This window comes from Variovorax sp. PvP013 (genome assembly GCF_050435945.1).
In the GTDB taxonomy this organism is placed as follows: Bacteria; Pseudomonadota; Gammaproteobacteria; order Burkholderiales; family Burkholderiaceae_C; genus Variovorax.
Map to the genome: position 1 here is coordinate 168,034 of NZ_JBNDLF010000002.1, position 23,553 is coordinate 191,586.

The following is a 23,553-nucleotide window of genomic DNA, read 5'->3' on the forward strand; positions in this document are numbered from 1 at the left end:
CATCCTCAGCGCGTGCAGCGATAGGTGTTGCGCAGCGCGGCGGCGAGCACGAGCTGGACCGGCATGTCGGCCTCGTAGCTGTCGGCGTTGCGGGTGAGTTCGGTCTGGTAGAGCGGCCGCGCCATCGCGGGTTCCAGGCGGCGGTTCTCGATGCAGAACGGCGGCTTCTGCCCGGCCCGGGCGGCACCCTCCGCGCCTTCGCGCAGGCCCTCGACCACGCCGACCAGGTAGTAACCGGTGTAGGCCTTGCCGTCCTTCTCGCCGGCCTCCAGAGTGCGCAGCTCGCGGATGCTCATGGCCTGCGCGGTCGACGCCGCGACGAGTCCGGCGAGCACGGCGCAGCGGCAGGCCGCGCGCGAGGCCCGGCGGTGTTTCATGGCCGGAGCCGGAGACGCGCCGCCTCGGCGTGCGCGCTCAGGCCCTCCCCCTCGGCCAGGATCACGGCGACGCGGCCGAGCGCCTGCGCCCCCGCCTCGCTCACCTCGATCAGGCTGGAACGCTTCTGGAAGTCGTAGACGCCCAGCGGGCTGGAAAAGCGCGCGGTGCCGCTGGTGGGCAGCACATGGTTCGGGCCGGCGCAGTAGTCGCCCAGGCTCTCGCTGGTGTAGGCGCCCAGGAAGATCGCGCCGGCGTGGCGCAGCAGCGGCTCCCAGCGGTGCGGCTCGCGGCTGCTGACCTCCAGGTGCTCCGGCGCGATGCGGTTGCTCAGGGCGCAGGCTTCCTCCATGTCGCGCGTCTGGATCAGCGCGCCGCGCCCGCTGAGCGAGGCGGCGATGATCTCCGCGCGCGGCATCGTCGGCAGCAGGCGGTCGATGGCGGCCTGCACCTGCGCGATGTAGGCGGCGTCGGGGCACAGCAGGATGCTCTGGGCGAGTTCGTCGTGCTCGGCCTGGCTGAACAGGTCCATCGCCACCCAGTCGGGCGGGGTGCTGCCGTCGGCCAGCACCAGGATCTCGCTCGGGCCGGCGATCATGTCGATGCCGACGGTGCCGAAGACGCGGCGCTTGGCCGCCGCCACGTAGGCGTTGCCCGGGCCGGTGATCTTGTCGACGGCGGGAATCGTCGCGGTGCCGTAGGCCAGCGCGGCGACGGCCTGCGCGCCGCCGATGGTGAAGGCGCGGCTCACGCCCGCCACGTGCGCGGCGGCCAGCACCAGCGCGTTCTTCTCGCCGCCAGGCGTGGGCACGACCATGACGATCTCGCCGACGCCGGCCACGTGCGCCGGAATGGCGTTCATCAGCACGCTCGACGGATAGGCCGCCTTGCCGCCCGGGACGTAGATGCCCACGCGGTCGAGCGGCGTCACCTTCTGGCCGAGCAGCGTGCCTTCCTCGTCGCGGTAGGTCCAGCTCTCGCCGCTGGCGCGCTTCTGCGCCTCGTGGAACTGGCGCACCCGGCGGGCGGCGAACTCGAGCGCCTCGCGCTGCTCGGCCGGCAGCGACTCGAAGGCGGCACGCAATTCGTCGGCCGTGAGTTCCAGCGCCTGCATGTCGGCGGCGTCGAGGCGGTCGAAGCGCGCGGTGTACTCGAGCACGGCGGCATCGCCGCGCCGCTGCACGTCGGCCAGGATGTCGGCCACGCGCGCCTCGATCGCCGCGTCCGCCTCGGCCGACCAGTGCAGCCGCGCCTTGAAGTCGGCTTCGAAGGTGGCCGAGGCGGTGGACAGGCGGACGGGGGCGGCTTTCGGGTTCATGGCGGGGAGGAAGGAAGGAGGAGGGCTCAGTTGGACGGGTTCGGGGGGATGGCCGACGCGAAGGCGTCGAGGATGCGGCGGATCGGCTCGCGCTTGAGCTTGAGCGCGGCCTGGTTGACCACCAGGCGCGCGCTGATGTCCATGATGCGCTCGACCTCGACCAGATGGTTGGCCCTGAGCGTGTTGCCGGTCGACACCAGGTCGACGATGGCATCGGCCAGGCCGGTCAGCGGCGCGAGTTCCATGCTGCCGTAGAGCTTGATCAGATCGACGTGCACGCCCTTGCCGGCGAAGAAGTCGCGCGCCAGGCCGACGTATTTGGTGGCCACCTTCAGGCGCGAGCCCTGCTTCACGGCCGAGGCGTAGTCGTAGTCGGCGCGCACCGCCACGCTCAGGCGGCAGGCGGCGATCCGCAGGTCGAGCGGCTGGTAGAGGCCCTGGTTGCCGTGCTCGAGCAGCACGTCCAGCCCCGTCACGCCCAGGTCGGCACCGCCGTACTGCACGTAGGTCGGCACGTCCGACGCCCGCACCAGCACCACCCGCACGTCGCTGCGCGTGGTCGCCAGGATCAGCTTGCGCGACTTCTCCGGGTCCTCCGTGACCTCGATCCCCGCCGCCGCCAGCAGCGGCATCGTCTCTTCAAAAATCCGCCCCTTGGACAACGCCAAAGTGATCATCAGCACGACTCCAAAACAAGCACGCCCGAAAGGCAAGAAACACCGCGGAACCGGCTCCGCCGGGCCGCCGGTGTCGCCCCCTGGAAGGGGGCTGGCGCAGCGACACGCAGTGCGCGAAGACTGGGGGTCATCGTTAGACCCTTTCGATGTCCGCACCCAGGCCGCGCAGCTTGGCCTCCATGCGGTCGTAGCCCCGGTCGAGGTGGTAGATGCGGTCGACCCGCGTCTCGCCCGCGGCCACCAGCGCGGCGATCACCAGGCTCGCCGAGGCGCGCAGGTCGGTCGCCATCACCGTCGCGCCCGACAGCGCCGCCCCGCCCTCGACCACGGCGACCTTGCCGTCGACGTGGATCGCGGCACCGAGCCTCACCAGCTCGTTGACGTGCATGAAGCGGTTCTCGAAGATCGTCTCGGTCACGGCCGCCGTGCCCTGCGCGACGCAGTTCAGGGCCATGAACTGGGCCTGCATGTCGGTCGGGAAGCCCGGGTATTCGGTGGTGCGGAAGGGCTGCGCCCTGAGCGTCGTGCCGCCGGCCGACGCGATGCGGATGCCGCCCTCGACGCCGCGCACGTCGCAGCCGGCCTCGCGCAGCTTGTCGATGACGGCTTCGAGGTGGTCTGAGCGCGCGTGGCGCAGGAACACCTCGCCACCGGCCGCCGCCACCGCGCACAGGAAGGTGCCGGCCTCGATGCGGTCGGCCACCACGGCATGCTCGCAGCCGTGCAAGGCCTCCACGCCCCGGATGCGGATGTGGCTGGTGCCGTGGCCTTCGATCCTCGCGCCCATGCGGATCAGCATCTCGGCCAGGTCGACGATCTCCGGCTCCTGGGCGGCGTTCTCCAGGATGGTCTCGCCCTCGGCCAGGGTCGCGGCCATGAGGAAGTTCTCGGTGCCGGTGACGGTCACCATGTCGGTCAGGATGCGGGCGCCCTTCAGGCGCGTGCGACCGGCCGGCAGGCGCGCGAGCATGTAGCCGTGTTCCACCGAGATCTCGGCGCCCATCGCCTGCAGGCCCTTGATGTGCTGGTCGACCGGGCGCGAGCCGATGGCACAGCCGCCGGGCAGCGACACCTTGGCGCGACCGAAGCGCGCCAGCAGCGGACCGAGCGCCAGCACCGACGCGCGCATCGTCTTGACCAGGTCGTAGGGCGCCTCCAGGTTGGACAGCGCGGCGGCGTCGATGCGCACGCTGCCGGTATCGTCACCGGCGACATCGTCGCGCTCGGCGCGCACGCCCATGTTGCGGATCAGCCGCAGCATGGTGGAGACGTCCTGCAGGCGCGGCACGTTGTGCAGCACGACGGGCTGCGCGGTCAGGAGCGCGGCGCAGAGTTCGGGCAGCGCGGCGTTCTTGGCGCCGGAGACGAAGACTTCGCCGCCGAGCGTGCGCCCGCCGCGAATGAGGAGTTGGTCCATCGGAAAGTCCAGCGGAAGGTGGAGGCGAATGCCGGTTGTGGCGGCGGCGGGAAACCGGGGCGCACGGCCCCGGACCGACGTCAACGCGGTGCAGCCGCCCATTCGGCCGGCGTGAAGGTCTTCATCGACAGCGCGTGCACCTCGTCGGTGTGCATTTTCGCACCCAGCGTGCGGTAGACCCGCTGGTGCCGCTGGATGGCGCGCAGCCCGTCGAATTCCGACGAGACGATGGTCGCGTACCAATGGCGCCCGTCGCCCTCCAGCGCGATGTGCTCGCAGGCCAGGTCGGCGGAAATGATGTCTCGAAGTTCGTCAGCGGTCATAGGGGAAAACGCAGGTAGCCAGGGGGCTTGTGGATCAGCAAGAAACACCGCGGAACCGGCTCCGCCGGGCCGCCGGTGTCGCCCCCGGAAGGGGGTTGGCGAAGCGACACGCAGTGCGCGAAGACTGGGGATGAGCCATGCTCCTAGCCTCGGATCTTGTAGCCGATGCGCAGCAGATGCACGGCGATGGCGCTCACCACCAGCCAGGCGCTGCCGACGATCGCCAGGCTCACCCACGGCGAGATATCGCTGACGCCGAAGAAGCCGTGGCGGAAGCCGTCGATCATGTAGAAGAACGGGTTGAGGTGGCTCACGCCCTGCCAGAACGGCGGCAGCGAGCCGATCGAATAGAACACGCCCGACAGGAAGGTCATGGGCATGATCAGGAAGTTCTGGAACACCGCCATCTGGTCGAACTTCTCGGCCCACAGGCCGGCGATGAGGCCCAGCGTGCCCAGGATGGCGGCGCCGAGGAAGGCGAACACCAGGATCCACAGCGGCGCGACGAAGTCCGGCACGGCGAAGAACAGCGTCACGACGAAGACGCCCAGGCCCACCGCCAGGCCGCGGATCACCGACGAGCCGACGTAGGCGAGGAACCAGCCCCAGTGCGACAGCGGCGTGATCAGCACGAACACCAGGCTGCCCATGATCTTGCTCTGGATGATCGACGACGAGCTGTTGGCGAACGCGTTCTGCAGCATGCTCATCATGACCAGGCCGGGGATCAGGAAGGCCGTGTAGCTGATCGAGCCGTAGACCTTGACGTGGCCCTCGAGCACGTGGCCGAACACCATCAGGTAGAGCACGGCCGTGAGCACCGGCGCGCCGACGGTCTGGAAGCCGACCTTCCAGAAGCGCAGCGTCTCCTTGTAGAGCAGCGCGTGCCAGCCGGTGGGTTGGAACTTCGTCATCGCGCGACCTCCAGGGGCGTCTGCTCGCCGGCCATCAGGTCGATGAACACGTCCTCCAGGTCGGCCTTGCGCATCTCGACGTCCTCCACGGCGACGCCGGCCTCGCGCAGCGCCACGAGCAACTGCTCGACCTCGTGCGCGTTCTGCGCCGGCAACTGCACGATGCGGCCCGTGATCCGGGCGTGCTGCGCGAGCGCCCAGGGCAGGTCGGCGTCGGTCTTGAAGCGCAGCACGTTGCTCGCGGCCGACTTCAGCAGTTCGCTGGTGCGGTCGAGCGCGATCACGCGGCCCTGCTTGAGCATGGCGATGCGGTGGCAGAGCGCCTCGGCTTCCTCGAGGTAATGGGTGGTGAGCAGCACGGTGCTGCCCTCGCGGTTGAGGCGGGCGACGAACTGCCACAGGGTCTGGCGCAGTTCGACGTCGACGCCGGCGGTGGGCTCGTCCAGCACGATGACCGGCGGCTTGTGCACCAGCGCTTGCGCGACCAGCACGCGGCGCTTCATGCCGCCCGAGAGCTGGCGCAGGTTGGCGTTGGCCTTGTCCGCCAGGCCGAGGTTGTGCAGCAGCTCGTCGATCCAGGCGTCGTTGTTCTTGATGCCGAAGTAGCCCGACTGGATGCGCAGCGACTCGCGCACGTTGAAGAACGGATCGAACACCAGTTCCTGCGGCACGATGCCCAGGTGACGACGGGCCTGGGCGTAGTCGCGCTGGACGTCGAAGCCATGCACGGCGATGGATCCGGTCGTTGGGCGCGCCAGGCCGGCGAGCATGCTGATGAGCGTCGTCTTGCCGGCACCGTTGGGGCCGAGCAGACCGAAGAATTCACCCTCCTCGATCGCGAAGTCGACCTGATCGACCGCCTTCAGGCCGGGCTGGCCCTGGGATTTCTGCTGGCGCGAGGGGGGAAAGGTCTTGGAGACCGATTGGAACGAGATCGCGGACATGGAGCGCCCGCGATTTTACGGGGAGGTGTTCTGTCGAGGGGATGCGGGGATTGGCCGCCGGGGGCGCATTGTCGCCCGAAGCGTCAGGGCGCGCTGGGCAGCAGTCCCGCCACCCCGTAGAGCGTGGCGAGTTCGCGCAGTCGCGGCGACAGGCCCTTGACGGCGAAACCGCGACCCAGCGTGGCGGCTTCGCGCCGGCATTCGAGCAGCACGGCCAGGGCCGAGGAGTCGAACTGCGCCAGCGCGGTGGCGTCGACGATCGCCACGGACTGCTTCTGCTGTGCCGCCAGGCCCTGCTGCAGCATGCGCATGCAGGCCGGCGCCTCCTCGTGGCGCAACGTGGCGGGCAGGACCAGCATGCTCACGTCAGTTGGTTCCGTTGCTCTTGTTGCGCGCGGCCAGGGCGGCGATCAGGCCGTCGATGCCCTTGCTGTTGATCTGCTGCGAGAACTGGGTGCGGTAGGTATCGACCAGCCACACGCCCAGCACGTTCAGGTTGTAGACCTTCCAGCCGCCGCCCTCGCCCGGCGTCTTCTCGAGCCGGTAGTCGAGCTGCACCGGATCGCCGCCGCCGCGGATCTCGGTGCGCACCAGGACCTCCTTGTCGTTGGGCGAGCCGCGGAACGGCCGCACGGTCACGCTCTGGTCGCTCACTTGGTCGAGCGCGCCGGCGTAGGTGCGCACCAGCAGCGTCTTGAATTCGTCCTGAAGGCGCTTCTGCTGCTCCGGCGTCGCCGTGCGCCAGGCCGGACCGACGGCCGAGGCCGTCATGCGCTGGAAATTGACGTTCGGCATGATCTTGCTGTCGACCAGCACCATGATCTTGCCGATGTCGCCGGCCTTGATGGACTTGTCGGCCTTGATGGTGGCGAGCACGTCGCCGGAGATACGCTGGACCAGCGCGTCGGGGGTCTCGTCGGCGGCGCGCGCGGGACTGACGAACACGGCGGCGGCACCGAAGAGCATGGCGCTGGCCAGGACGATGCGCCCCAGGAAACGGCGTTGCACGGTGGCGGTGGTGACGGCGGTGGTTTTCATGGGTCGGAAGCTTTCCTGGGTCGATGATTCGGGGATGACTGGCACATGGGGCGGAATCGGCGTCCTGCAATGCGGGAGGGCCGGCCCTCAAGCGCTTGGAGACGCTTTCGCCGGACCGGTTCCGGAGAACGATCCCTGTCGAGCGACGACCAGCCTATGCGGACTCGCCGCCGTCCGCCGTCAGTCCGCGCCTTTTCCGTCGTCCGGCGGATTCCCGTCGTAGACCTCGCTGCGGCGGCGCTGCAGGTAGGCGTCGCGGGTGAACGAATAGCGGTCGAGCGCCGCGTCGCCGATGAGCTGGCTGGCGCGCAGGTAGTTCGAGCGCAGGTCGACGATGCGCAGCACGTACATCGAGTTGCGTACCGGGATGTCGGAGACCTGCCGGACGAGGTCGCCCTGCACGTTCACCGGCAAGGCGGCGGTGTCGCGCACGGTCGAGGGGCCGAGGAGCGGGAGCACCACGTAGGGGCCGCTGGGAACACCCCAGCGGCCGAGCGTCTGGCCGAAGTCCTCCGGATGGCGGTCGATGCCGAGTTCGGTCGCGACGTCGATCAGGCCGCCGAGTCCGAAGAACGTGTTGACGTTGAGCCGCATGAACGTCTCGGCGCTGTTCTGCGCCTTCAGCTGAAATACGTTGTTGGCGAAATTCCAGACGTCGCCGAGGTTGCCGAAGAAGTTGTTGACCCCCGAGCGCACCGGCGAAGGCAGCACCTTGCGGTAGGCGGTGGCCGCGGGGACCAGCACGTTGTCGTCGACGACGTCGTTGAAGCGCGAGACGCCGCGGTTGAACGGCTCGAACGGATCGGCCGGATTGGGCGCCGTGGCGCGCGGACCGGTCGCGCAGCCGGTCGCGAGGACCAGCATGCCGAGGGCCGCGGCGAGGCGCAGGGGCCGGGCGCGGGCGGACGTGAAGCCGAAGGTGGGGAAGGGTCGCGGGTTCATTTCTTGGGTGCCTTTTCGGGCGTGTCGCTTCCTTCGGCGGCCTTGCTGAAGAGAAACTGGCTGATGAGGTTTTCCAGCACGACCGCCGACTGGGTGGCGGTGATCGTATCGCCGGGTTCGAGGTTCTTCGCGTCGGCCCCGGCCTCGATGCCGATGTACTGCTCGCCGAGCAGGCCGCTGGTCAGGATCTTGAGCGAGCTGTCCTTGGGGAACTGGTAGCTGCTCTGCAGCGCCAGGTCGACGCTGGCCTGGAAGGTCTTGTCGTCGAAGCGGATCGAATCGACGCGCCCAACCACCACGCCGGCGCTGCGGATCGCCGCCTTGGGCTTCAGACCGCCGATGTTGTCGAAGCGCGCCGTGACGGCGTAGGTCTTCTGGAAGTTGAGGTTGAGCAGGTTGGCCGACTGAAGCGCGAGGAACAGCAGGGCCGCTCCACCGATCAGCACGAACAGGCCGACCCAGATGTCGTTGCTGGAACGTTGCATGGGATGTGTTCTCCTAGACGCTGAACATCAGCGCGGTCAACAGGAAGTCGAGGCCGAGCACGGCCAGCGAGGCCACGACGACGGTGCGGGTCGTGGCGCGCGAGACGCCCTCGGGCGTGGGCAGCGCCTCGTAGCCCTGGTGCACCGCCACGAAGGTGACGGTGATGCCGAAGACGATGCTCTTGATCAGGCCGTTGCCGACGTCGCCCCAGACGTCGACGCCGCTCTGCATCTGGCCCCAGTAGGCGCCGGAATCGACGCCCAGCAGCACCACGCCGACGATGTAGCCGCCCAGGATGCCGACCGCGCTGAAGACCGACGCCAGCAGCGGCATGGCGATGACGCCGCCCCAGAAGCGCGGGGCCAGCACGCGCCGCACCGGGTCGACCGCCATCATCTCCATGGCGCTGAGCTGCTCGCCGGCCTTCATGAGACCGATCTCCGCCGTGAGCGCGGTGCCGGCCCGGCCGGCGAACAGGAGCGCCGCGATGACCGGTCCCAGCTCGCGCAGCAGACCGAGCGCCACCACCAGGCCGAGCGCCTCGGCCGAACCGAAGCGCTGCAGCAGGTTGTAGCCCTGCAGGCTGAGCACGAAGCCGACGAACAGGCCGGAGACGGCGATGATCGCGAGCGAATAGTTGCCGAGGAAATGGAGCTGGTCGCGCACCAGGCCGAAACGGCGCAGCGCCGCACCGCCGTGGCGCACCAGCTGCAGTAACAGGCGCGTGCCGCGGCCGATGTCGGCCAGCTTGCCGCGCACGGCGAAACCGAGGTCGGCCGGCTTCCAGAGACTCATGCCTGCTCCTTCGGAACCGCCGGAACCTGATGCACGGGACCGAAATCGTCCTCGACGCTCACGCCCGGATAGTGGAAGCGCACCGGTCCGTCGGGCAGCGCGTGGACGAACTGATGCACCAGCGGATCGGTGCTCCGGCGCACGTCGTCGGGCGTGCCCTGCGCGGCGACACCGCCGTTGGCCAGGATGACGACGTGGTCGGCGATGCGGAAGGTCTCCTCCAGGTCGTGCGAGACGACGACGCTGGTCAGCCCCAGGGTGTCGTTGAGCTGGCGGATCAGCCGCGCGGCGGTGCCCAGCGAGATCGGATCGAGGCCGGCGAAGGGTTCGTCGTACATCACCAGATCGGGGTCGAGCGCGATGGCACGCGCCAGCGCGATGCGCCGCGCCATGCCGCCGGACACCTCGCTGGGCATCAGGTCGCGCGCGCCGCGCAGGCCGACGGCATCGAGCTTCATGAGGACGATGTCGCGCACCAGGGCCTCGGGCAGCTGGGTGTGCTCGCGCAGCGGAAAAGCCACGTTGTCGAGGACGCTCATGTCGGTGAACAAGGCGCCGAACTGGAACAGCAGCCCCATGCGGCGCCGGGCCGCGTAGAGCGCCGCGGCGTCCATGCGGCCGACGTCGGCGCCGTCGAGCAGCACTTCGCCGCTGCGCGCCCGCACCTGGCCGCCGATCAGGCGCAGCACGGTCGTCTTGCCGCCGCCGGAGGCGCCCATCAACGCCGTCACCTTGCCGCGCGGGATGGCGAAGGAGACGCCGTCCAGGATGGCGCGTTCGCCGTAACCGAAGGTCACGTCGCGGAATTCGACAAGGGCGGTGGGTGGGGGGGTGCTGGCGTCCATCGAAAAGAAAAAGCCGGGTGCCCTTTTCAGGGAAATCCCGGCTTGCGGTTGGCCCCATGATAAGGGAGCCGGTGTGGTGACGCCACGACGGTCCGGTCCCGCCGGGCCGTCGGGCTATCGCGGCAGGTCGCTGTAGCCCATCAGGAACTCGTCGACCGCGCGCGCGGCCTGCCGGCCCTCGCGGATCGCCCACACCACCAGCGACTGGCCACGCCGGATGTCGCCGGCCGCGAAGACCTTGGGCACGCTGGTCGCGTAGCCGCCGGTGAACTCCACCGTCGCCTTGGCGTTGCCGCGGCCGTCCTTCTCGATGCCGAAGGCGTCGAGCACGCTCGCCACCGGGCTCACGAAGCCCATCGCCAGCAGGACGAGGTCGGCCTTGAGGACCTTCTCGCTGCCCGGCACCTCGACCATCTTGCCGTCCTTCCACTCGACGCGGACGGTCTTCAATCCGGTGATCTTCTTGCCGTCGCCGATGAATTCCTTGGTCGAGATGGCGAACTCGCGCTCGCAGCCCTCCTCGTGGCTGGAACTGGTGCGCAGCTTGTACGGCCAGTAGGGCCAGGTCATCGGCCGGTTCTCCTCTTCCGGCGGCTGGGGCATCAGCTCGAACTGCGTGACGCTGGCGGCGCCGTGGCGGTTGCTGGTGCCCACGCAGTCGCTGCCGGTGTCGCCGCCACCGATGACGATGACGTGCTTGCCCTCGGCGCGCAGCTGGTTCTTCAGCTTGTCGCCGGCGTTGACCTTGTTCTGCTGCGGCAGGAATTCCATCGCGAAATGGATGCCGTCGAGCTCGCGGCCGGGCGCGGGCAGGTCGCGCGACTGCTCGGCGCCACCGGTCAGCACCACGGCGTCGAACTCCTTGTCGAGCTGCTCGGGCGTGACGGTCTCCTTGGCCCAGTTGGTGACCTTGGAACCCTTGCCCATCGGCTCCTTGGCCGCGCCGACGACGACGCCCAGGCGGAAGGTCACGCCCTCGGCCTTCATCTGCTCGACGCGGCGGTCGATGTGCGTCTTCTCCATCTTGAAGTCGGGGATGCCGTAGCGCAGCAGACCGCCCACGCGGTCGTTCTTCTCGAACAGCGTCACGTCGTGGCCGACGCGGGCGAGCTGCTGGGCCGCGGCCATGCCGGCCGGGCCGGCGCCGATCACGGCGACCTTCTTGCCCGTCCTGTGCTTGGCCACGCGCGGCTTGACCCAGCCCTCGTCCCAGGCGCGGTCGATGATGGCGTGCTCGATCGACTTGATCCCCACCGCGTCGTCGTTCACGTTGAGCACGCAGGCCGCCTCGCAGGGCGCGGGGCAGATGCGGCCGGTGAACTCGGGGAAGTTGTTGGTCGAGTCGAGCACTGCGAAGGCGTTCTGCCAGTCGTCGCGATACACCAGATCGTTGAAGTCCGGAATGATGTTGTTGACCGGGCAGCCGCTGTTGCAGAACGGCGTGCCGCAGTCCATGCAGCGCGCGCTCTGGACCTGGGCCTGCTGGGCGTCGAGGCCGACGACGAATTCCTTGTAATGCTTGAGCCGCTCGGTCGGGGGCTTGTAGCCCTCCTCGATGCGCTCGTACTCCATGAAGCCGGTGATCTTTCCCATCGTGCTGTCCTTGGTTCTTGGTTTCTGCGGGGTCGCCGTCGTCAGACCGCGGCGCTCTTGCGGGCGGCCGTCGCGCCCGGCTGCAGGCCGGCCTGGGCGTCGTTGCCGGTCGAGGTGGCGAGCGTCTTGCGGTAGTGGATCTCGCCGAGGGCGCGCTTGTACTCGTTGGGGAACACCTTGACGAACTTGGTCCGGTTGACGGTCCAGTCGTCGAGCAGCTCGCGCGCGCGCTTGCTGCCGGTCCAGCGGTGGTGGTCCTCCAGCAGCTTCCTGAGCTGGGCCTCGTCGGTCATGCCGTTGTGCCAGATGCCGCGATCGACCGTGGCGGTCTGCTCGGCCTTGGTCAGCACCTTCTCCAGCGACACCATCGACAGGTTGCAGCGCGAGGCGAACTGGCCGTCCTCGTCGTAGACGAAGGCCACGCCGCCGCTCATGCCGGCGGCGAAGTTGCGCCCGGTCTTGCCCAGCACGGCGACCGTGCCGCCGGTCATGTACTCGCAGCCGTGGTCGCCGGTGCCCTCGACGACCGCCGTCGCGCCCGACAGCCGTACCGCGAAGCGCTCGCCGGCGACGCCGCAGAAGTAGGCCTCGCCGGTGGTGGCGCCGTACATCACGGTGTTGCCGACGATGGTGTTGCGCACCGCCTCGCCGCGGAAGTCCAGGCTCGGGCGCACCACGATGCGGCCGCCCGACAGGCCCTTGCCGGTGTAGTCGTTGGCGTCGCCGATCAGGTAGAGCGTGATGCCGCGCGCGAGGAACGCGCCGAACGACTGCCCGCCGGTGCCCTCGAGCTGGATGCGGATCGAGTCGTCCGGCAGGCCCTCGGGATGGACCCGCGTGAGCGCGCCCGACAGCTTGGCGCCGACGGTGCGGTTGACGTTGCGCACCACCTCGATGAACTGCACCTTCTCGCCCTTGTCGATGGCCGCGCGCGACTTCTCGATGAGCTTGGTGTCGAGGTTGTGCTCCAGGCCGTGGTCCTGATCCTCGACGTGGAAGCGGGGCACGTCGTCCGGCACGATGGGCAGCGCGAACAGGCGGCTGAAGTCGAGGCCGCTGGCCTTCCAGTGCGCGATGCCCTTCCTCATGTCGAGCAGGTCGGCACGGCCGATCATGTCGTCGAACTTGCGGATGCCCAGCTGCGCCATGATCTGGCGGACTTCCTCGGCGATGAAGAAGAAGTAGTTGACGACGTGCTCGGGCTTGCCGGAGAACTTCTGGCGCAGCACCGGGTCCTGCGTGGCCACGCCCACCGGGCAGGTGTTGAGGTGGCACTTGCGCATCATGATGCAGCCCTCGACGATCAGCGGCGCCGTCGCGAAGCCGAACTCGTCGGCTCCCAGCAGCGCGCCGATGGCGACGTCGCGGCCGGTCTTCATCTGGCCGTCGGCCTGCACGCGCACGCGGCCGCGCAGGCGGTTGAGCACCAGCGTCTGCTGCGTCTCGGCCAGGCCGATCTCCCACGGGCCGCCGGCGTGCTTGATCGACGACCAGGGCGAGGCGCCGGTGCCGCCGTCGTGGCCGGCGATCACGATGTGGTCGCTCTTGCACTTGGTCACGCCCGCGGCCACGGTACCCACGCCCACCTCGCTGACCAGCTTGGTGCTGATGCTGGCGTGCGGCGCGACGTTCTTCAGGTCGTGGATGAGCTGCGCCAGGTCCTCGATCGAGTAGATGTCGTGGTGCGGCGGCGGGCTGATGAGGCCCACGCCGGGCACCGAGTAGCGCTGCTTGCCGATGTACTCCGTGACCTTGCCGCCGGGCAGCTGGCCTCCCTCGCCGGGCTTGGCGCCCTGGGCCATCTTGATCTGGATCTGGTCGGACGAGCTCAGGTACTCGGCCGTGACGCCGAAGCGCCCCGAGGCCACCTGCTTGATCTTCGAGCGCAGCGAATCGCCCACCTTCAGGTCGAGGTCGACCTCGACGTTGGCCTCGCCGATCACGCTCTTGAGCGTGTCGCCGACCTTGATCGGGATGCCCTTCAACTCGTTGCGGTAGCGGTTCGGGTCCTCGCCGCCCTCGCCGGTGTTGCTCTTGCCGCCGATGCGGTTCATGGCCACGGCCAGCGTCGAATGCGCCTCGGTCGAGATCGAGCCGAGCGACATGGCGCCGGTGGCGAAGCGCTTGACGATGTCGGCGGCCGACTCGACCTCTTCCACGGGAATCGCCTTGGCCGGATCGAGCTTGAACTCGAACAGGCCCCGCAGGGTCATGTGGCGACGGCTCTGGTCGTTGATGATCTGGGCGTATTCCTTGTAGGTGCTCCAGTTGTTGGCACGCGTGCTGTGCTGCAGCTTGGCGATGGCGTCGGGGGTCCACATGTGGTCCTCGCCGCGCGTGCGCCAGGCGTATTCGCCGCCGGCGTCCAGCATGTTGGCCAGCACCGGGTCGTCGCCGAAGGCCGCGCCGTGCATGCGCAGGGCTTCCTCCGCGATCTCGAAGACGCCGATGCCCTCGACGCGGCTGGCCGTGCCGGTGAAGTACTTGTCGGTGGTGACGCTGTTCAGGCCGATGACCTCGAACAGCTGCGCGCCGCAGTAACTCATGTAGGTCGACACGCCCATCTTGGACATGATCTTCGACAGGCCCTTGCCGATCGCCTTGACGTAGTTGTAGATCGCCTTCTCGGCCGAGAGGTCGCCGCTGAGGTCGGCGTGCAGCTGGGCCAGCGTCTCCATCGCGAGGTACGGATGCACCGCCTCGGCGCCGTAGCCGGCCAGGACGCCGAAGTGATGCACCTCGCGCGCGCTGCCGGTCTCCACCACCAGGCCGGTGGTGGTGCGCAGGCCCTCGCGCACCAGGTGCTGGTGGATCGCGCTGGAAGCCAGCAGCGCGGGGATCGCGACCTGCGTGGCGCTGACGCCGCGGTCGCTCACGATCAGGATGTTGCTGCCGCCCTTGATGGCGTCGACGGCCTCGGCGCACAGCGACGCCAGCTTGGCCTCGACGCCCTCGCGGCCCCAGTCGGCCGGGTAGGTGATGTCGAGCGTGGTCGAGCGGAACTTGCCCTGCGTGTGCTGCTCGATGTTGCGCAGCTTGGCCATGTCGGCGAAGTCGAGGATCGGCTGGGCGACCTCGAGGCGCATCGGCGGATTGACTTGGTTGATGTCCAGCAGGTTGGGCTTCGGCCCGATGAAGCTGTTGAGCGACATCACGATGGCTTCGCGGATCGGGTCGATCGGCGGGTTCGTGACCTGCGCGAACATCTGGCGGAAGTAGTTGTAGAGCGGCTTGTTCTTGTTCGAGAGCACGGCCAGCGGGCTGTCGTTGCCCATCGAGCCGATGCCCTCCTCGCCGGCCTGCGCCATGGGGCTCAGCAGGAACTTGATGTCCTCCTGCGTGTAGCCGAAGGCCTGCTGGCGGTCGAGCAGCGAGACGTCGCTCTTGGGCATCCCGGCCGCCGGCGCTTCGACGCTGTCGAGCTTGATGCGCAGGTTCTCGATCCACTGCTTGTACGGCTTGGTGTTGACGACGTAGGCCTTGAGCTCGTCGTCGTCGATCATGCGGCCCTGTTCCAGGTCGATCAGGAACATCTTGCCCGGCTGCAGGCGCCACTTGCGCACGATCTTCTGCTCGGGCACCGGCAGCACGCCGGACTCCGAGGCCATGATGACCAGGTCGTCGTCGGTCACGCAATAGCGGGACGGCCGCAGGCCGTTGCGGTCGAGCGTCGCGCCGATCTGGCGACCGTCGGTGAAGACGATCGAGGCCGGGCCGTCCCACGGCTCCATCATCGCGGCGTGGTACTCGTAGAAGGCGCGGCGGCGCTCGTCCATGGTCGAGTGCTGCTCCCACGGCTCGGGGATCATCATCATCACGGCCTGGCTGATCGGGTAGCCGGCCATGGTCATGAGTTCGAGGCAGTTGTCGAAGGTGGCGGTGTCGGACTGGCCGGCGAAGCTGATCGGGTAGAGCTTCTTCAGGTCGGGGCCGAGCACCGGGGACGACATCACGCCCTCGCGCGCCTTCATCCAGTTGTAGTTGCCGCGCACCGTGTTGATCTCGCCGTTGTGGGCGACGTAGCGGTACGGGTGGGCCAGCGGCCACTTGGGGAAGGTGTTGGTCGAGAAGCGCTGGTGCACCAGGCCGATGGCCGAGACGCAGCGCTCGTCGGACAGGTCGAGGTAGTACACGCCCACCTGGTCGGCCAGCAGCAGGCCCTTGTAGACCACCGTGCGGCTCGACATGCTCGGGACGTAGTACTCCTTGCTGTGCTTGAGCGCGAGGTTCTGGATGTTGGCGCTGGCCGTCTTGCGGATGACGTAGAGCTTGCGCTCCAGGGCGTCCTGCACGATCACGTCGTTGCCGCGGCCGATGAAGACCTGGCGCAGGATCGGCTCGGTCTTCTTGACGGCCGGCGACATCGGCATGTCGCGGTTGACCGGCACGTCGCGCCAGCCGAGCAGCACCTGGCCTTCGGCCTTGATAGCGCGTTCCATCTCCTGCTCGCAGGCCATGCGCGAGGCGTGCTCCTTGGGCAGGAAGATCATGCCGACGCCGTATTCGCCGTAGGGCGGGAGTTCGACGCCCTGCGCGGCCATCTCGGCGCGATAGAGCGCGTCGGGGATCTGGATCAGGATGCCGGCGCCGTCGCCCATCAGCTTGTCGGCGCCGACGGCGCCGCGGTGGTCGATGTTCTCCAGGATCTTGAGCGCCTGCGTCACGATGTCGTGGCGCTTCTCGCCCTTGATGTGAGCCACGAAACCGAGACCGCAGGCGTCGTGTTCGTTGCTGGCGGAATACAGACCGTGCTGTTCCAGGTGTTGGATCTCGGCAGCCGTCGTCATGGGGCGCGTTCCTTCAATTTCTTCGTGGGACTGACGTCACGATTCAAGACTCGTGGGGGAGGAAAGCCTCGCGCGCGGGTCGACCCGGGTCGACGGCGGACAAAACTCTCCACGGACGAGGATAGGACGTTGCACGAACAATGCCAAGTACTTTAATGAGGGTCAGATTCCATTTAATTTCCGAACGATATGTTCAAGTATTAATTGGGGACACATTGAAAACATTCATGAAGGGCCTTTCGACTCGCATCGATCCGCCGTGCGGTCCAGGCTTTATTCGACGTTGCTCTTCGGACGTCGACCCGAGCGCATCTTCTCCACGCGCCGCGGCGTCGCTTCCTGCAACCTGGCCAGGAAGCGCGGGTCGCCCGCCGCCCAGCCCTGGAGCAGCGATTCGGTGATCACCGCCTGATCGGCCGCTCCGATGCCGGCGGCCACCCGCTCGGCATAGGCCGCCTCGCGTGCGAACGGCGTGTTGCCCAATGCCCAATATTGCGGCGGCGGCGAGATCGACCGGTCGCCGCGCACGCCGACATAGTGCGCATGGCTCGACCAGCGGTAAGCCGACGCGTCGGGCACCAGACCGGCGCGCACCGGATTGAGGTCGATCGACACCATGCACGGCAGCAGCCAGCGTTCCGCCTGGACCACCGTCGAGCGATAGCGCCCTTCCCACAGCGTGCCGGTGCGCGCGTGGCGGTCGTTGAACCACCGCACGTAGCTGCGCCCGACCGCCTGCATGAATTTCGGCAGACCGTCGGCGGCCGAGGGCGTGGCCAGCAGATGGAAGTGGTTGTCCATCAGGACGTAGGCATGCAGCGCGATGCCCCAGCGCGGCACGTTCTCCGCCAGCAATGCCAGCATGCGCTCGCGGTCGATGTCGTCGACGAAGATCGGCTGGCGGTTGTTGCCGCGCTGGAGCACGTGGTGCGGCTGGTCGGCCAGCGTGAGGCGGGGCAGTCGAGCCATGCGGCGATGCTTCTCGCTCGGGACGTCAGTCGAGGCGGAAGCGCGTCTCCAGCAGCGACGTCAGGCCGAATTCGGCCAGCAGGCCGCGCAGCCGGTCGGCCGCACCGGCCTTGGGCTGGCCGGTGCGGCGCGCGATGATGAGTTCGTTCTTCATGCTGTGCTCCCAGCCGACCAGCTCGGTCACGGTCACCTGGTAGCCACGGGCCTCCAGATACAGGCAGCGCAGCACGTTGGTCAGCTGGCTGCCGATCTCGCGCGTGTGCAGCGGATGGCGCCACAGTTCCGCAAGGGGCGTGCGCGAGAGCGACAGCGTCTTGGTCTGGCGCAGGCAGGCGGCCACCTCGGCCTGGCAGCACGGCACCAGCACCATGAAGCGCGCCTGCTTCGCCAGGCCGAAGGCGATGGCGTCGTCGGTGGCGGTGTCGCAGGCGTGCAGCGCCGTCACCATGTCGATGCGCGCCGGCAGTTCGGCCGCGTGCGTGGACTCGGCCACCGTCAGGTTCAGGAAGTCCATGCGGTCGAAGCCCAGCCGATCGGCCAGCTCGCGCGAGCGGTCGGTGAGTTCGCGCCGCGTCTCGATGCCGTAGACCCGGCCACCCTGCCCCTGCCCCGCCCCGCCCTGCGCCTTGAAGAACAGGTCGTAGACGATGAAGCCCAGGTACGACTTGCCCGCGCCGTGGTCGGCCAGCGTGGCGTGGGCGCCTTCGTCGGGCAGTTCGCGCAGCAGCTTCTCGATGAACTGGAACAGGTGGTAGACCTGCTTGAGCTTGCGGCGCGAATCCTGGTTGAGCCGGCCCTCGCGCGTGAGGATGTGCAGCTCCTTGAGCAGCTCGATCGACTGCCCGGGGCGCAGCTCCTGCAGCACGTCGGCGGCGGCCTGGTCGGCCTTGCCGAGCTTGATGGCCGGGCCGGGCCGGGCCTGTTGCGTTGTCTTGCGGGCGGTTCTGGCGGTCGGGGTGGTCATGGTCGGATCTCGTGGAGTGGCTGCCCGCGCGGGCGGCGGCGCGCTCATCGCGCCGCGCCGCCGGGGCCGACGTCCAGCGCCGCCCAGCCGTCCGCGCCCAGGGCCTCGAGCGTCTCGATGTTGCGCTCGAAGATCGCCTCGGCCTCCGGGAAGGCCTCGACGGCGCGGTCGATGCTCGCCTCGCGCAGCAGGTGCAGTGTCGGGAACGGCGCGCGGTTGGTGGCGTTGCCGATGTCGTCGGCCTCGGTGCCGGCGAACTGGAAGCGCGGGTGGAAGCTCGCCAGCTGCAGCGTGCCGTCGAATCCGGCGCGCGACAGGCGACGCTCGGCACGCGCGGTGAAGTCGTTGAAATCGAGGAAATCGGCCAGGGCGTGGGGCGCGATCAGCAAGGTGGTGTCGCGCTCGGACGCCGGCAGGGCCGCCAGCGCGTGCGCCTCGGCCAGCAGCCGGTCCATCAGGCCAGCGTCGTCCGCCTCCGCGAGGTGCACGGCATGGTGGATCTGGCCCTTCGCGTGCACCGCCTTGGCGAACGGGCACAGGTTCAGGCCGATCACGGCGCGTTCCAGCCAGCGCCGCGTATCGGCGACGGCGGTCTCGGCCGTCACGGCGATCGCCTGCCCGAGCGCGCCGGACTTGGCCGCGCCGACGCCGGCATCGGTGTCGAGGGCCATGGCGGAGGGACGGTCCGGCGTGCTCATGCCACCCACGTCCGGCCCGTGAGGCGTTCGTGCTCGCGGATGGCGAAGCGGTCGGTCATGCCGGCGATGTAGTCGGCCACGGCGCGCGGCAGGTCGGCGCGCTCGGCGAAGGACGGCGGCATCTCCCGCGGCCGTGCGCGGTAGAGATCGAACAGCTCGCGCACCACCTCCTGTGCCCGGCCGGTGGTCCGCATGACCTGCGGATGCCGGTACAGGTTGGCGAAGAGGAAGCGCTTGAGCGCGGCCGACTGCCTGCGCATCGGTTCGCCGAACAGCACCAGCGGCGGCGACCGGCGGACGGCGTCGGCATCGGCGGGGTCGAGCGCCTCGATCGCCGCGCGCGTGGCGTCGATCACGTCGTAGACCTGGGCGCTGAGCATGCGGCGGATGGTCTCGTAGAGCACGCGCCGCCCGTCCAGCCCCGGATGCTCGGCCAGCGCCTCGCGGCGATGGCGCTCGAACAGCTCGACCTCGGCCAGCTGCTCGATCGCGATCAGGCCGGAGCGCACGCCGTCGTCGATGTCGTGCGCGTTGTAGGCGATCGCATCGGCCAGGTTGCACAGCTGCGCCTCCAGGCTCGGCTGCGTACGGTCGAGGAAGCGCCGGGCGACGCCGCCGGGCTCGGCCGCCTCGATGCGCTCGGCATCGGCGCGCGAGCAGTGCTTGAGGATGCCCTCGCGCGTCTCGAAACTGAGATTGAGCCCGTCGTAGCGCGGATAGCGCTGCTCCAGCGTGTCGACCATGCGCAGGCTCTGGAGGTTGTGCTCGAAGCCGCCGTGGTCCTTCATGCAGAGGTCGAGCGTGTCCTGGCCGGCGTGGCCGAAGGGCGTGTGGCCCAGGTCGTGCGCGAGCGCGATGGCTTCCACCAGGTCCTCGTTGAGCCGCAGCGAACGCGCGATCGAGCGGCCGAGCTGCGCCACCTCGAGCGAGTGCGTCAGCCGCGTGCGGAACAGGTCGCCCTCGTGGTTGAGGAACACCTGCGTCTTGTAGACCAGCCGGCGGAAGGCGGTCGAATGCACGATGCGGTCGCGGTCGCGCTGGAAGTCGTCGCGCGTGGGCGCCGGCGGCTCCGGGTGGCGGCGGCCCCGGGACCGGTCGGCGTGGCTGGCGTAGCGCGCGAGCGTCATGGCGTGGTGGAGGTGGCGCGACCACGAGGCACGGCGCGCATCACGCGCCGCCGGATTCGGCCAGCACCTCACGCACCATGGCGTCCGGCGCGCCGCACACCCGTGCCGAGCCGGGACGATCGATCACCACGAAGCGGATCTCGCCGGCCTCGGACTTCTTGTCGACGCGCATCAGTTCCAGGTAGCGCTCGGCGCCCAGGCGCGGCGCCGTCACCGGCAGGCCGGCGCGTTCGATCAGCCGGGTCAGACGCTGCACGAAAGCGGCGTCGATGCCACCCAGGCGCTGCGACAGCCGCGCCGCCATCACCATGCCGCAGCCGACGGCCTCGCCGTGCAGCCACTCGCCATAGCCCAGGCCGGACTCGATCGCGTGTCCGAAGGTGTGCCCGAAATTGAGGATGGCGCGCAGGCCGGCCTCGCGCTCGTCCTGCCCCACCACCAGCGCCTTGATCTCGCAACTGCGCCGCACCGCATACGCCAGCGCCGCCGGGTCGCGCGCCACCAGCGCGTCGATGTTCGCCTCGATCCAGTCGAGGAACGCCATGTCGTGGATCGGTCCGTACTTGATGACTTCGGCCAGGCCGGCGCTGAGTTCGCGCGCCGGCAGGGTCGCGAGGGTGTCCAGGTCGCACAGCACCAGCCGCGGCTGGTAGAAGGCGCCGATCATGTTCTTGCCCAGCGGGTGGTTGATGGCCGTCTTGCCGCCGACCGACGAATCGACCTGCGCCAGCAATGTCGTGGGCACCTGCACGAAGGGCACGCCCCGCATGTAGCTGGCGGCGGCGAAGCCGGTCATGTCGCCCACCACGCCGCCGCCGAGGGCGAACAGCACGGTTTTGCGGTCGCTGCCGTGCGCCAGCAGGGCGTCGAAGATCAGGTTGAGCGTCGGCCAGTCCTTGTGCGCCTCGCCGTCGGGCAGTTCGATCACGCGCACGTCGCGGAAGCGCGCGGCGAGCACCTTCCGCAGCGTCGCCGCATAGAGCGGCCCGACCGTCGTGTTGGTCACGATCAACGCGCTCGCGGCCTGGGGCACGGCGTCGAAATTCGACGGATCGCCCAGTAGCCCGGCGCCGATCAGGATCAGATAGCTGCGCTCGCCCAAGTCGATGTCGATGCGCTCGACGGCCGTCGGGGCGGAAGATGAGGACACGGCAGAAGAAGGCGGGGACGTGGCGGGCGCGGACATGGCGGCGAGTTTAGGCGCAGCCCGGCCGGCATGCGCCGCATCCGCGATGCGGACTCAATGCGTGCGGGGATGTTGCGGCGACTGCGGCTGCGGTGGTGACGGCGGCTCCGCCGCGGCATCGGCCCGGTCCTGCCGCCGTGCCTCGCCCTGCGTCGCCAGCATGCCCGCGAGTTCGAGCTGCGACGCGATGACATGGACCAGCGACGCCACCGACGGCCGCCCCGTCTCGACGATCGTGTGCGCGGTTTCGCGGTACAGGGGGTCGCGCACCTCGTGCAATTCGCGCAGTCGCCCCAGCGGGTCCTGGACCTGCAGCAAGGGACGCTTCATGTCGTGGCGCAACCGCCGGTACAGGTCCTCCGGCATCGAGTGCAGGTAGATCACGTAGGCCCCGCCCCGCAAGGCCGCACGGTTGGCTTCGCGCAGCACGGCGCCGCCTCCCGTCGCCACCACCGCGCCGCGCGTGCCGGCGAGCTCGGCGATCACCGCCTGCTCGATGTCGCGGAAGCGCGTCTCGCCCTCGCGGGCGAAGTAGTCGCGGATGCTGCAGCCGATGCGCTGCTCGATGACGGTGTCGGAATCGAAGAACGGCAGATCCAGCCGTTGCGCCAAACGGCGCCCCACGCTGGATTTGCCGGAGCCAGGGAGGCCGACGAGAACGATGAGGTGGTTGGGCGGTTCGATCAATTGGGGGTTCTGCAACCTTCACCGTCCGCATCGACGCCGGGGGAAGGTTTTCCGAGGCTGCTTCCGTAGGGCGGTATTTTGAACGCACCGTTGGACGCATCTTCTTCGGCGGCTCGCAGCACGTAGGTGTAGGTCGCTTCGCCTTCGCTGCCCGCCACGCCGGCCGTCACCTTGATCTTCACGCGCAGCCATGTCGCCAGATTCTGCGGATAGCTCAGTTGCATGAGTGCGAGTCCTGACGAATCCGTCTTCGTGACGCCGCCGACGAAGCTCAACGCGACGTCGGATTTTCGGGGCGTGAGCGATCCGTCCTTGTTGGTGTCTTCCCCAGCATCGAGCACGTTGTTGCGGTTGATGTCCTCGTTGATGCACCACTTGCTCACGAGCACCGCATTCGTTCCGCTTCCCGACCAGATGTCGTTCGTCAGCATCGTCGGAGGCGCGGGTGGGGTGGAGCCTTTCCAGTAGCCATCGATGTCCACCACGGCCGACAGGGGCACGTCGGCCTTGGCGTTGCCTGCCGAGTCGACCGCCTGGATCTGGAACTGCTTGATGTACTGGATGCCGCTGGAATTCTTCGTGAGGACGTTGTCCGCGCCGATGGTGAGCGACACCGGGCTCGATGTCACCGTCAGCGTCGTCTGGACACGATTGGGGCAGGCTGTTTCGGCGAAGTCATTGAGGTCGTAGCAGGCCTGGACGACCACGCCGTTGGTGGGACTGCCGGTCGTTGCGGCGACGTAGTTCGTCTTCGCCGCGCCCGTCACGTCGCTGTAGACCACGACGTTGGAGCCGTTCGTGAGGCGCTCGTTCGGCAGCCCGGTGCCCTGGATCGAGAACCGGACACGCATGTTCTGGATGGGAACGTTGTTCGCCGCATAGAAGAGCGCCCTGATCTCCGACTGGTTGGCCGTGGAGCCGCTGGAGTTGGCGGCGACGACGACCGGCGTGGCGATCTCGCTGACGCCCGACAGCGGCCCGATCGCCGGTGCCACCGTGCCGACCGAGGAAGTCTGCACCGGCAGCGGCAACGAACTCGCGATGCCCGAGCCCTCGATGGCGATCGGATACGTGCCCGCGGCAGGCGCCACGAAAACGACGCTGACCACGCCGCTGGCGTCGGCCGTCTGTGCGGGTAGAGCGACGCCGGGAATGCCGCTGACGGCCACTCTCGCGCCCGGGATGCCGGCGCCGGCCGAGTCCTTGGCCACGATCCTCAATGTGACGCTGTCGCCGGGTAGCGGCCTCGCCGGCGTGGTCGAGGCTTCCAACACCGTGCCCGTGACGCTGACGGCACCCGTCTTGGTCAGGGAACCCGACGTCACCCGGTAGTTCACCAGCCGGTTCGACTTGTCGGCACCGATCGCGATCTTGCCCGTGTAGACGCCGTTGGTGCCCGTCGTCGTGCCCGTGCCCGGCGTGAAGGTCGCATTGCTGTCGAGCGCGACCGCGATCGGCACGGAGGCCA

22 protein-coding genes are annotated in these 23,553 nt (G+C 68.7%); all 22 read right to left on the reverse strand.

The window, feature by feature from the left end:
* Positions 1-5: 5 nt before the first annotated feature.
* Positions 6-377, reverse strand: a complete 372-nt coding sequence (locus tag ABID77_RS08685) for a hypothetical protein (RefSeq protein ID WP_429593832.1) — start codon at positions 375-377, stop codon at positions 6-8.
* Complete coding sequence (hisD, locus tag ABID77_RS08690) at positions 374-1,693, reverse strand: histidinol dehydrogenase (RefSeq protein WP_429593835.1); 1,320 nt, start codon at positions 1,691-1,693, stop codon at positions 374-376. The genes ABID77_RS08685 and hisD overlap by 4 nt, the downstream gene beginning before the upstream one ends.
* A gap of 26 nt (positions 1,694-1,719) precedes the next feature.
* Entirely contained in the window at positions 1,720-2,370 is a 651-nt protein-coding gene (hisG, locus tag ABID77_RS08695) for an ATP phosphoribosyltransferase (RefSeq protein ID WP_429593838.1), read from the reverse strand.
* 133 nt (positions 2,371-2,503) lie between these two features.
* Positions 2,504-3,787: a UDP-N-acetylglucosamine 1-carboxyvinyltransferase gene (murA, locus tag ABID77_RS08700; RefSeq protein ID WP_429593841.1), complete on the reverse strand. Its 1,284-nt coding sequence runs from the start codon at positions 3,785-3,787 to the stop codon at positions 2,504-2,506.
* Positions 3,788-3,867: 80 nt separating this feature from the next.
* Positions 3,868-4,110, reverse strand: a complete 243-nt coding sequence (locus ABID77_RS08705) for a BolA family protein (RefSeq protein ID WP_429593845.1) — start codon at positions 4,108-4,110, stop codon at positions 3,868-3,870.
* A 143-nt stretch (positions 4,111-4,253) separates the two neighbouring features.
* Positions 4,254-5,024, reverse strand: coding sequence for an ABC transporter permease (locus tag ABID77_RS08710; RefSeq protein WP_429593848.1), 771 nt, complete (start codon positions 5,022-5,024; stop codon positions 4,254-4,256).
* Complete coding sequence (locus tag ABID77_RS08715; RefSeq protein WP_429593850.1) at positions 5,021-5,968, reverse strand: ABC transporter ATP-binding protein; 948 nt, start codon at positions 5,966-5,968, stop codon at positions 5,021-5,023. Before ABID77_RS08715 ends, ABID77_RS08710 begins: the two co-directional genes overlap by 4 nt.
* Before the next feature lie 83 nt (positions 5,969-6,051).
* Positions 6,052-6,327, reverse strand: coding sequence for an STAS domain-containing protein (locus ABID77_RS08720; RefSeq protein WP_429594748.1), 276 nt, complete (start codon positions 6,325-6,327; stop codon positions 6,052-6,054).
* Between the two features lie 7 nt (positions 6,328-6,334).
* Entirely contained in the window at positions 6,335-7,006 is a 672-nt protein-coding gene (locus tag ABID77_RS08725; protein ID WP_429593853.1) for an MlaC/ttg2D family ABC transporter substrate-binding protein, read from the reverse strand.
* A 180-nt stretch (positions 7,007-7,186) separates the two neighbouring features.
* A complete protein-coding gene (locus tag ABID77_RS08730; RefSeq protein WP_429594751.1) occupies positions 7,187-7,870 on the reverse strand; it encodes an MlaA family lipoprotein in 684 nt (227 codons plus the stop codon).
* 74 nt (positions 7,871-7,944) lie between these two features.
* The gene (mlaD, locus tag ABID77_RS08735; protein WP_429593856.1) at positions 7,945-8,433 is read right to left on the reverse strand and encodes an outer membrane lipid asymmetry maintenance protein MlaD; all 489 of its coding nucleotides are present in this window, start codon (positions 8,431-8,433) and stop codon (positions 7,945-7,947) included.
* A gap of 13 nt (positions 8,434-8,446) precedes the next feature.
* Positions 8,447-9,229 carry a lipid asymmetry maintenance ABC transporter permease subunit MlaE gene (gene mlaE, locus ABID77_RS08740; RefSeq protein ID WP_429593859.1) on the reverse strand — a complete coding sequence of 261 codons (783 nt, stop codon included), beginning with the start codon at positions 9,227-9,229 and terminating at the stop codon, positions 8,447-8,449.
* A complete protein-coding gene (locus ABID77_RS08745; RefSeq protein WP_429593862.1) occupies positions 9,226-10,074 on the reverse strand; it encodes an ABC transporter ATP-binding protein in 849 nt (282 codons plus the stop codon). The genes mlaE and ABID77_RS08745 overlap by 4 nt, the downstream gene beginning before the upstream one ends.
* A 114-nt stretch (positions 10,075-10,188) precedes the next feature.
* Positions 10,189-11,667 carry a glutamate synthase subunit beta gene (locus ABID77_RS08750; protein ID WP_429593866.1) on the reverse strand — a complete coding sequence of 493 codons (1,479 nt, stop codon included), beginning with the start codon at positions 11,665-11,667 and terminating at the stop codon, positions 10,189-10,191.
* Between the two features lie 41 nt (positions 11,668-11,708).
* Entirely contained in the window at positions 11,709-16,454 is a 4,746-nt protein-coding gene (locus tag ABID77_RS08755; RefSeq protein WP_429593869.1) for a glutamate synthase-related protein, read from the reverse strand.
* Positions 16,455-16,727: 273 nt separating this feature from the next.
* Complete coding sequence (locus ABID77_RS08760; RefSeq protein WP_429593872.1) at positions 16,728-17,423, reverse strand: transposase; 696 nt, start codon at positions 17,421-17,423, stop codon at positions 16,728-16,730.
* A gap of 25 nt (positions 17,424-17,448) precedes the next feature.
* Positions 17,449-18,387, reverse strand: coding sequence for a class I SAM-dependent methyltransferase (locus ABID77_RS08765; protein ID WP_429593875.1), 939 nt, complete (start codon positions 18,385-18,387; stop codon positions 17,449-17,451).
* A 44-nt stretch (positions 18,388-18,431) separates the two neighbouring features.
* Positions 18,432-19,085 carry a DUF1415 domain-containing protein gene (locus ABID77_RS08770; RefSeq protein ID WP_429593878.1) on the reverse strand — a complete coding sequence of 218 codons (654 nt, stop codon included), beginning with the start codon at positions 19,083-19,085 and terminating at the stop codon, positions 18,432-18,434.
* Positions 19,082-20,212: a deoxyguanosinetriphosphate triphosphohydrolase gene (locus ABID77_RS08775; protein WP_429593881.1), complete on the reverse strand. Its 1,131-nt coding sequence runs from the start codon at positions 20,210-20,212 to the stop codon at positions 19,082-19,084. Before ABID77_RS08775 ends, ABID77_RS08770 begins: the two co-directional genes overlap by 4 nt.
* A 40-nt stretch (positions 20,213-20,252) precedes the next feature.
* Entirely contained in the window at positions 20,253-21,398 is a 1,146-nt protein-coding gene (gene aroB, locus ABID77_RS08780; RefSeq protein ID WP_429593884.1) for a 3-dehydroquinate synthase, read from the reverse strand.
* 54 nt (positions 21,399-21,452) lie between these two features.
* Positions 21,453-22,082 carry a shikimate kinase gene (locus tag ABID77_RS08785; RefSeq protein WP_429594754.1) on the reverse strand — a complete coding sequence of 210 codons (630 nt, stop codon included), beginning with the start codon at positions 22,080-22,082 and terminating at the stop codon, positions 21,453-21,455.
* On the reverse strand, positions 22,082-23,545 hold the full coding sequence (locus ABID77_RS08790; protein WP_429593887.1) for a hypothetical protein: 1,464 nt from the start codon (positions 23,543-23,545) through the stop codon (positions 22,082-22,084). Before ABID77_RS08790 ends, ABID77_RS08785 begins: the two co-directional genes overlap by 1 nt.
* Between the last annotated feature and the right edge of the window lie 8 nt (positions 23,546-23,553).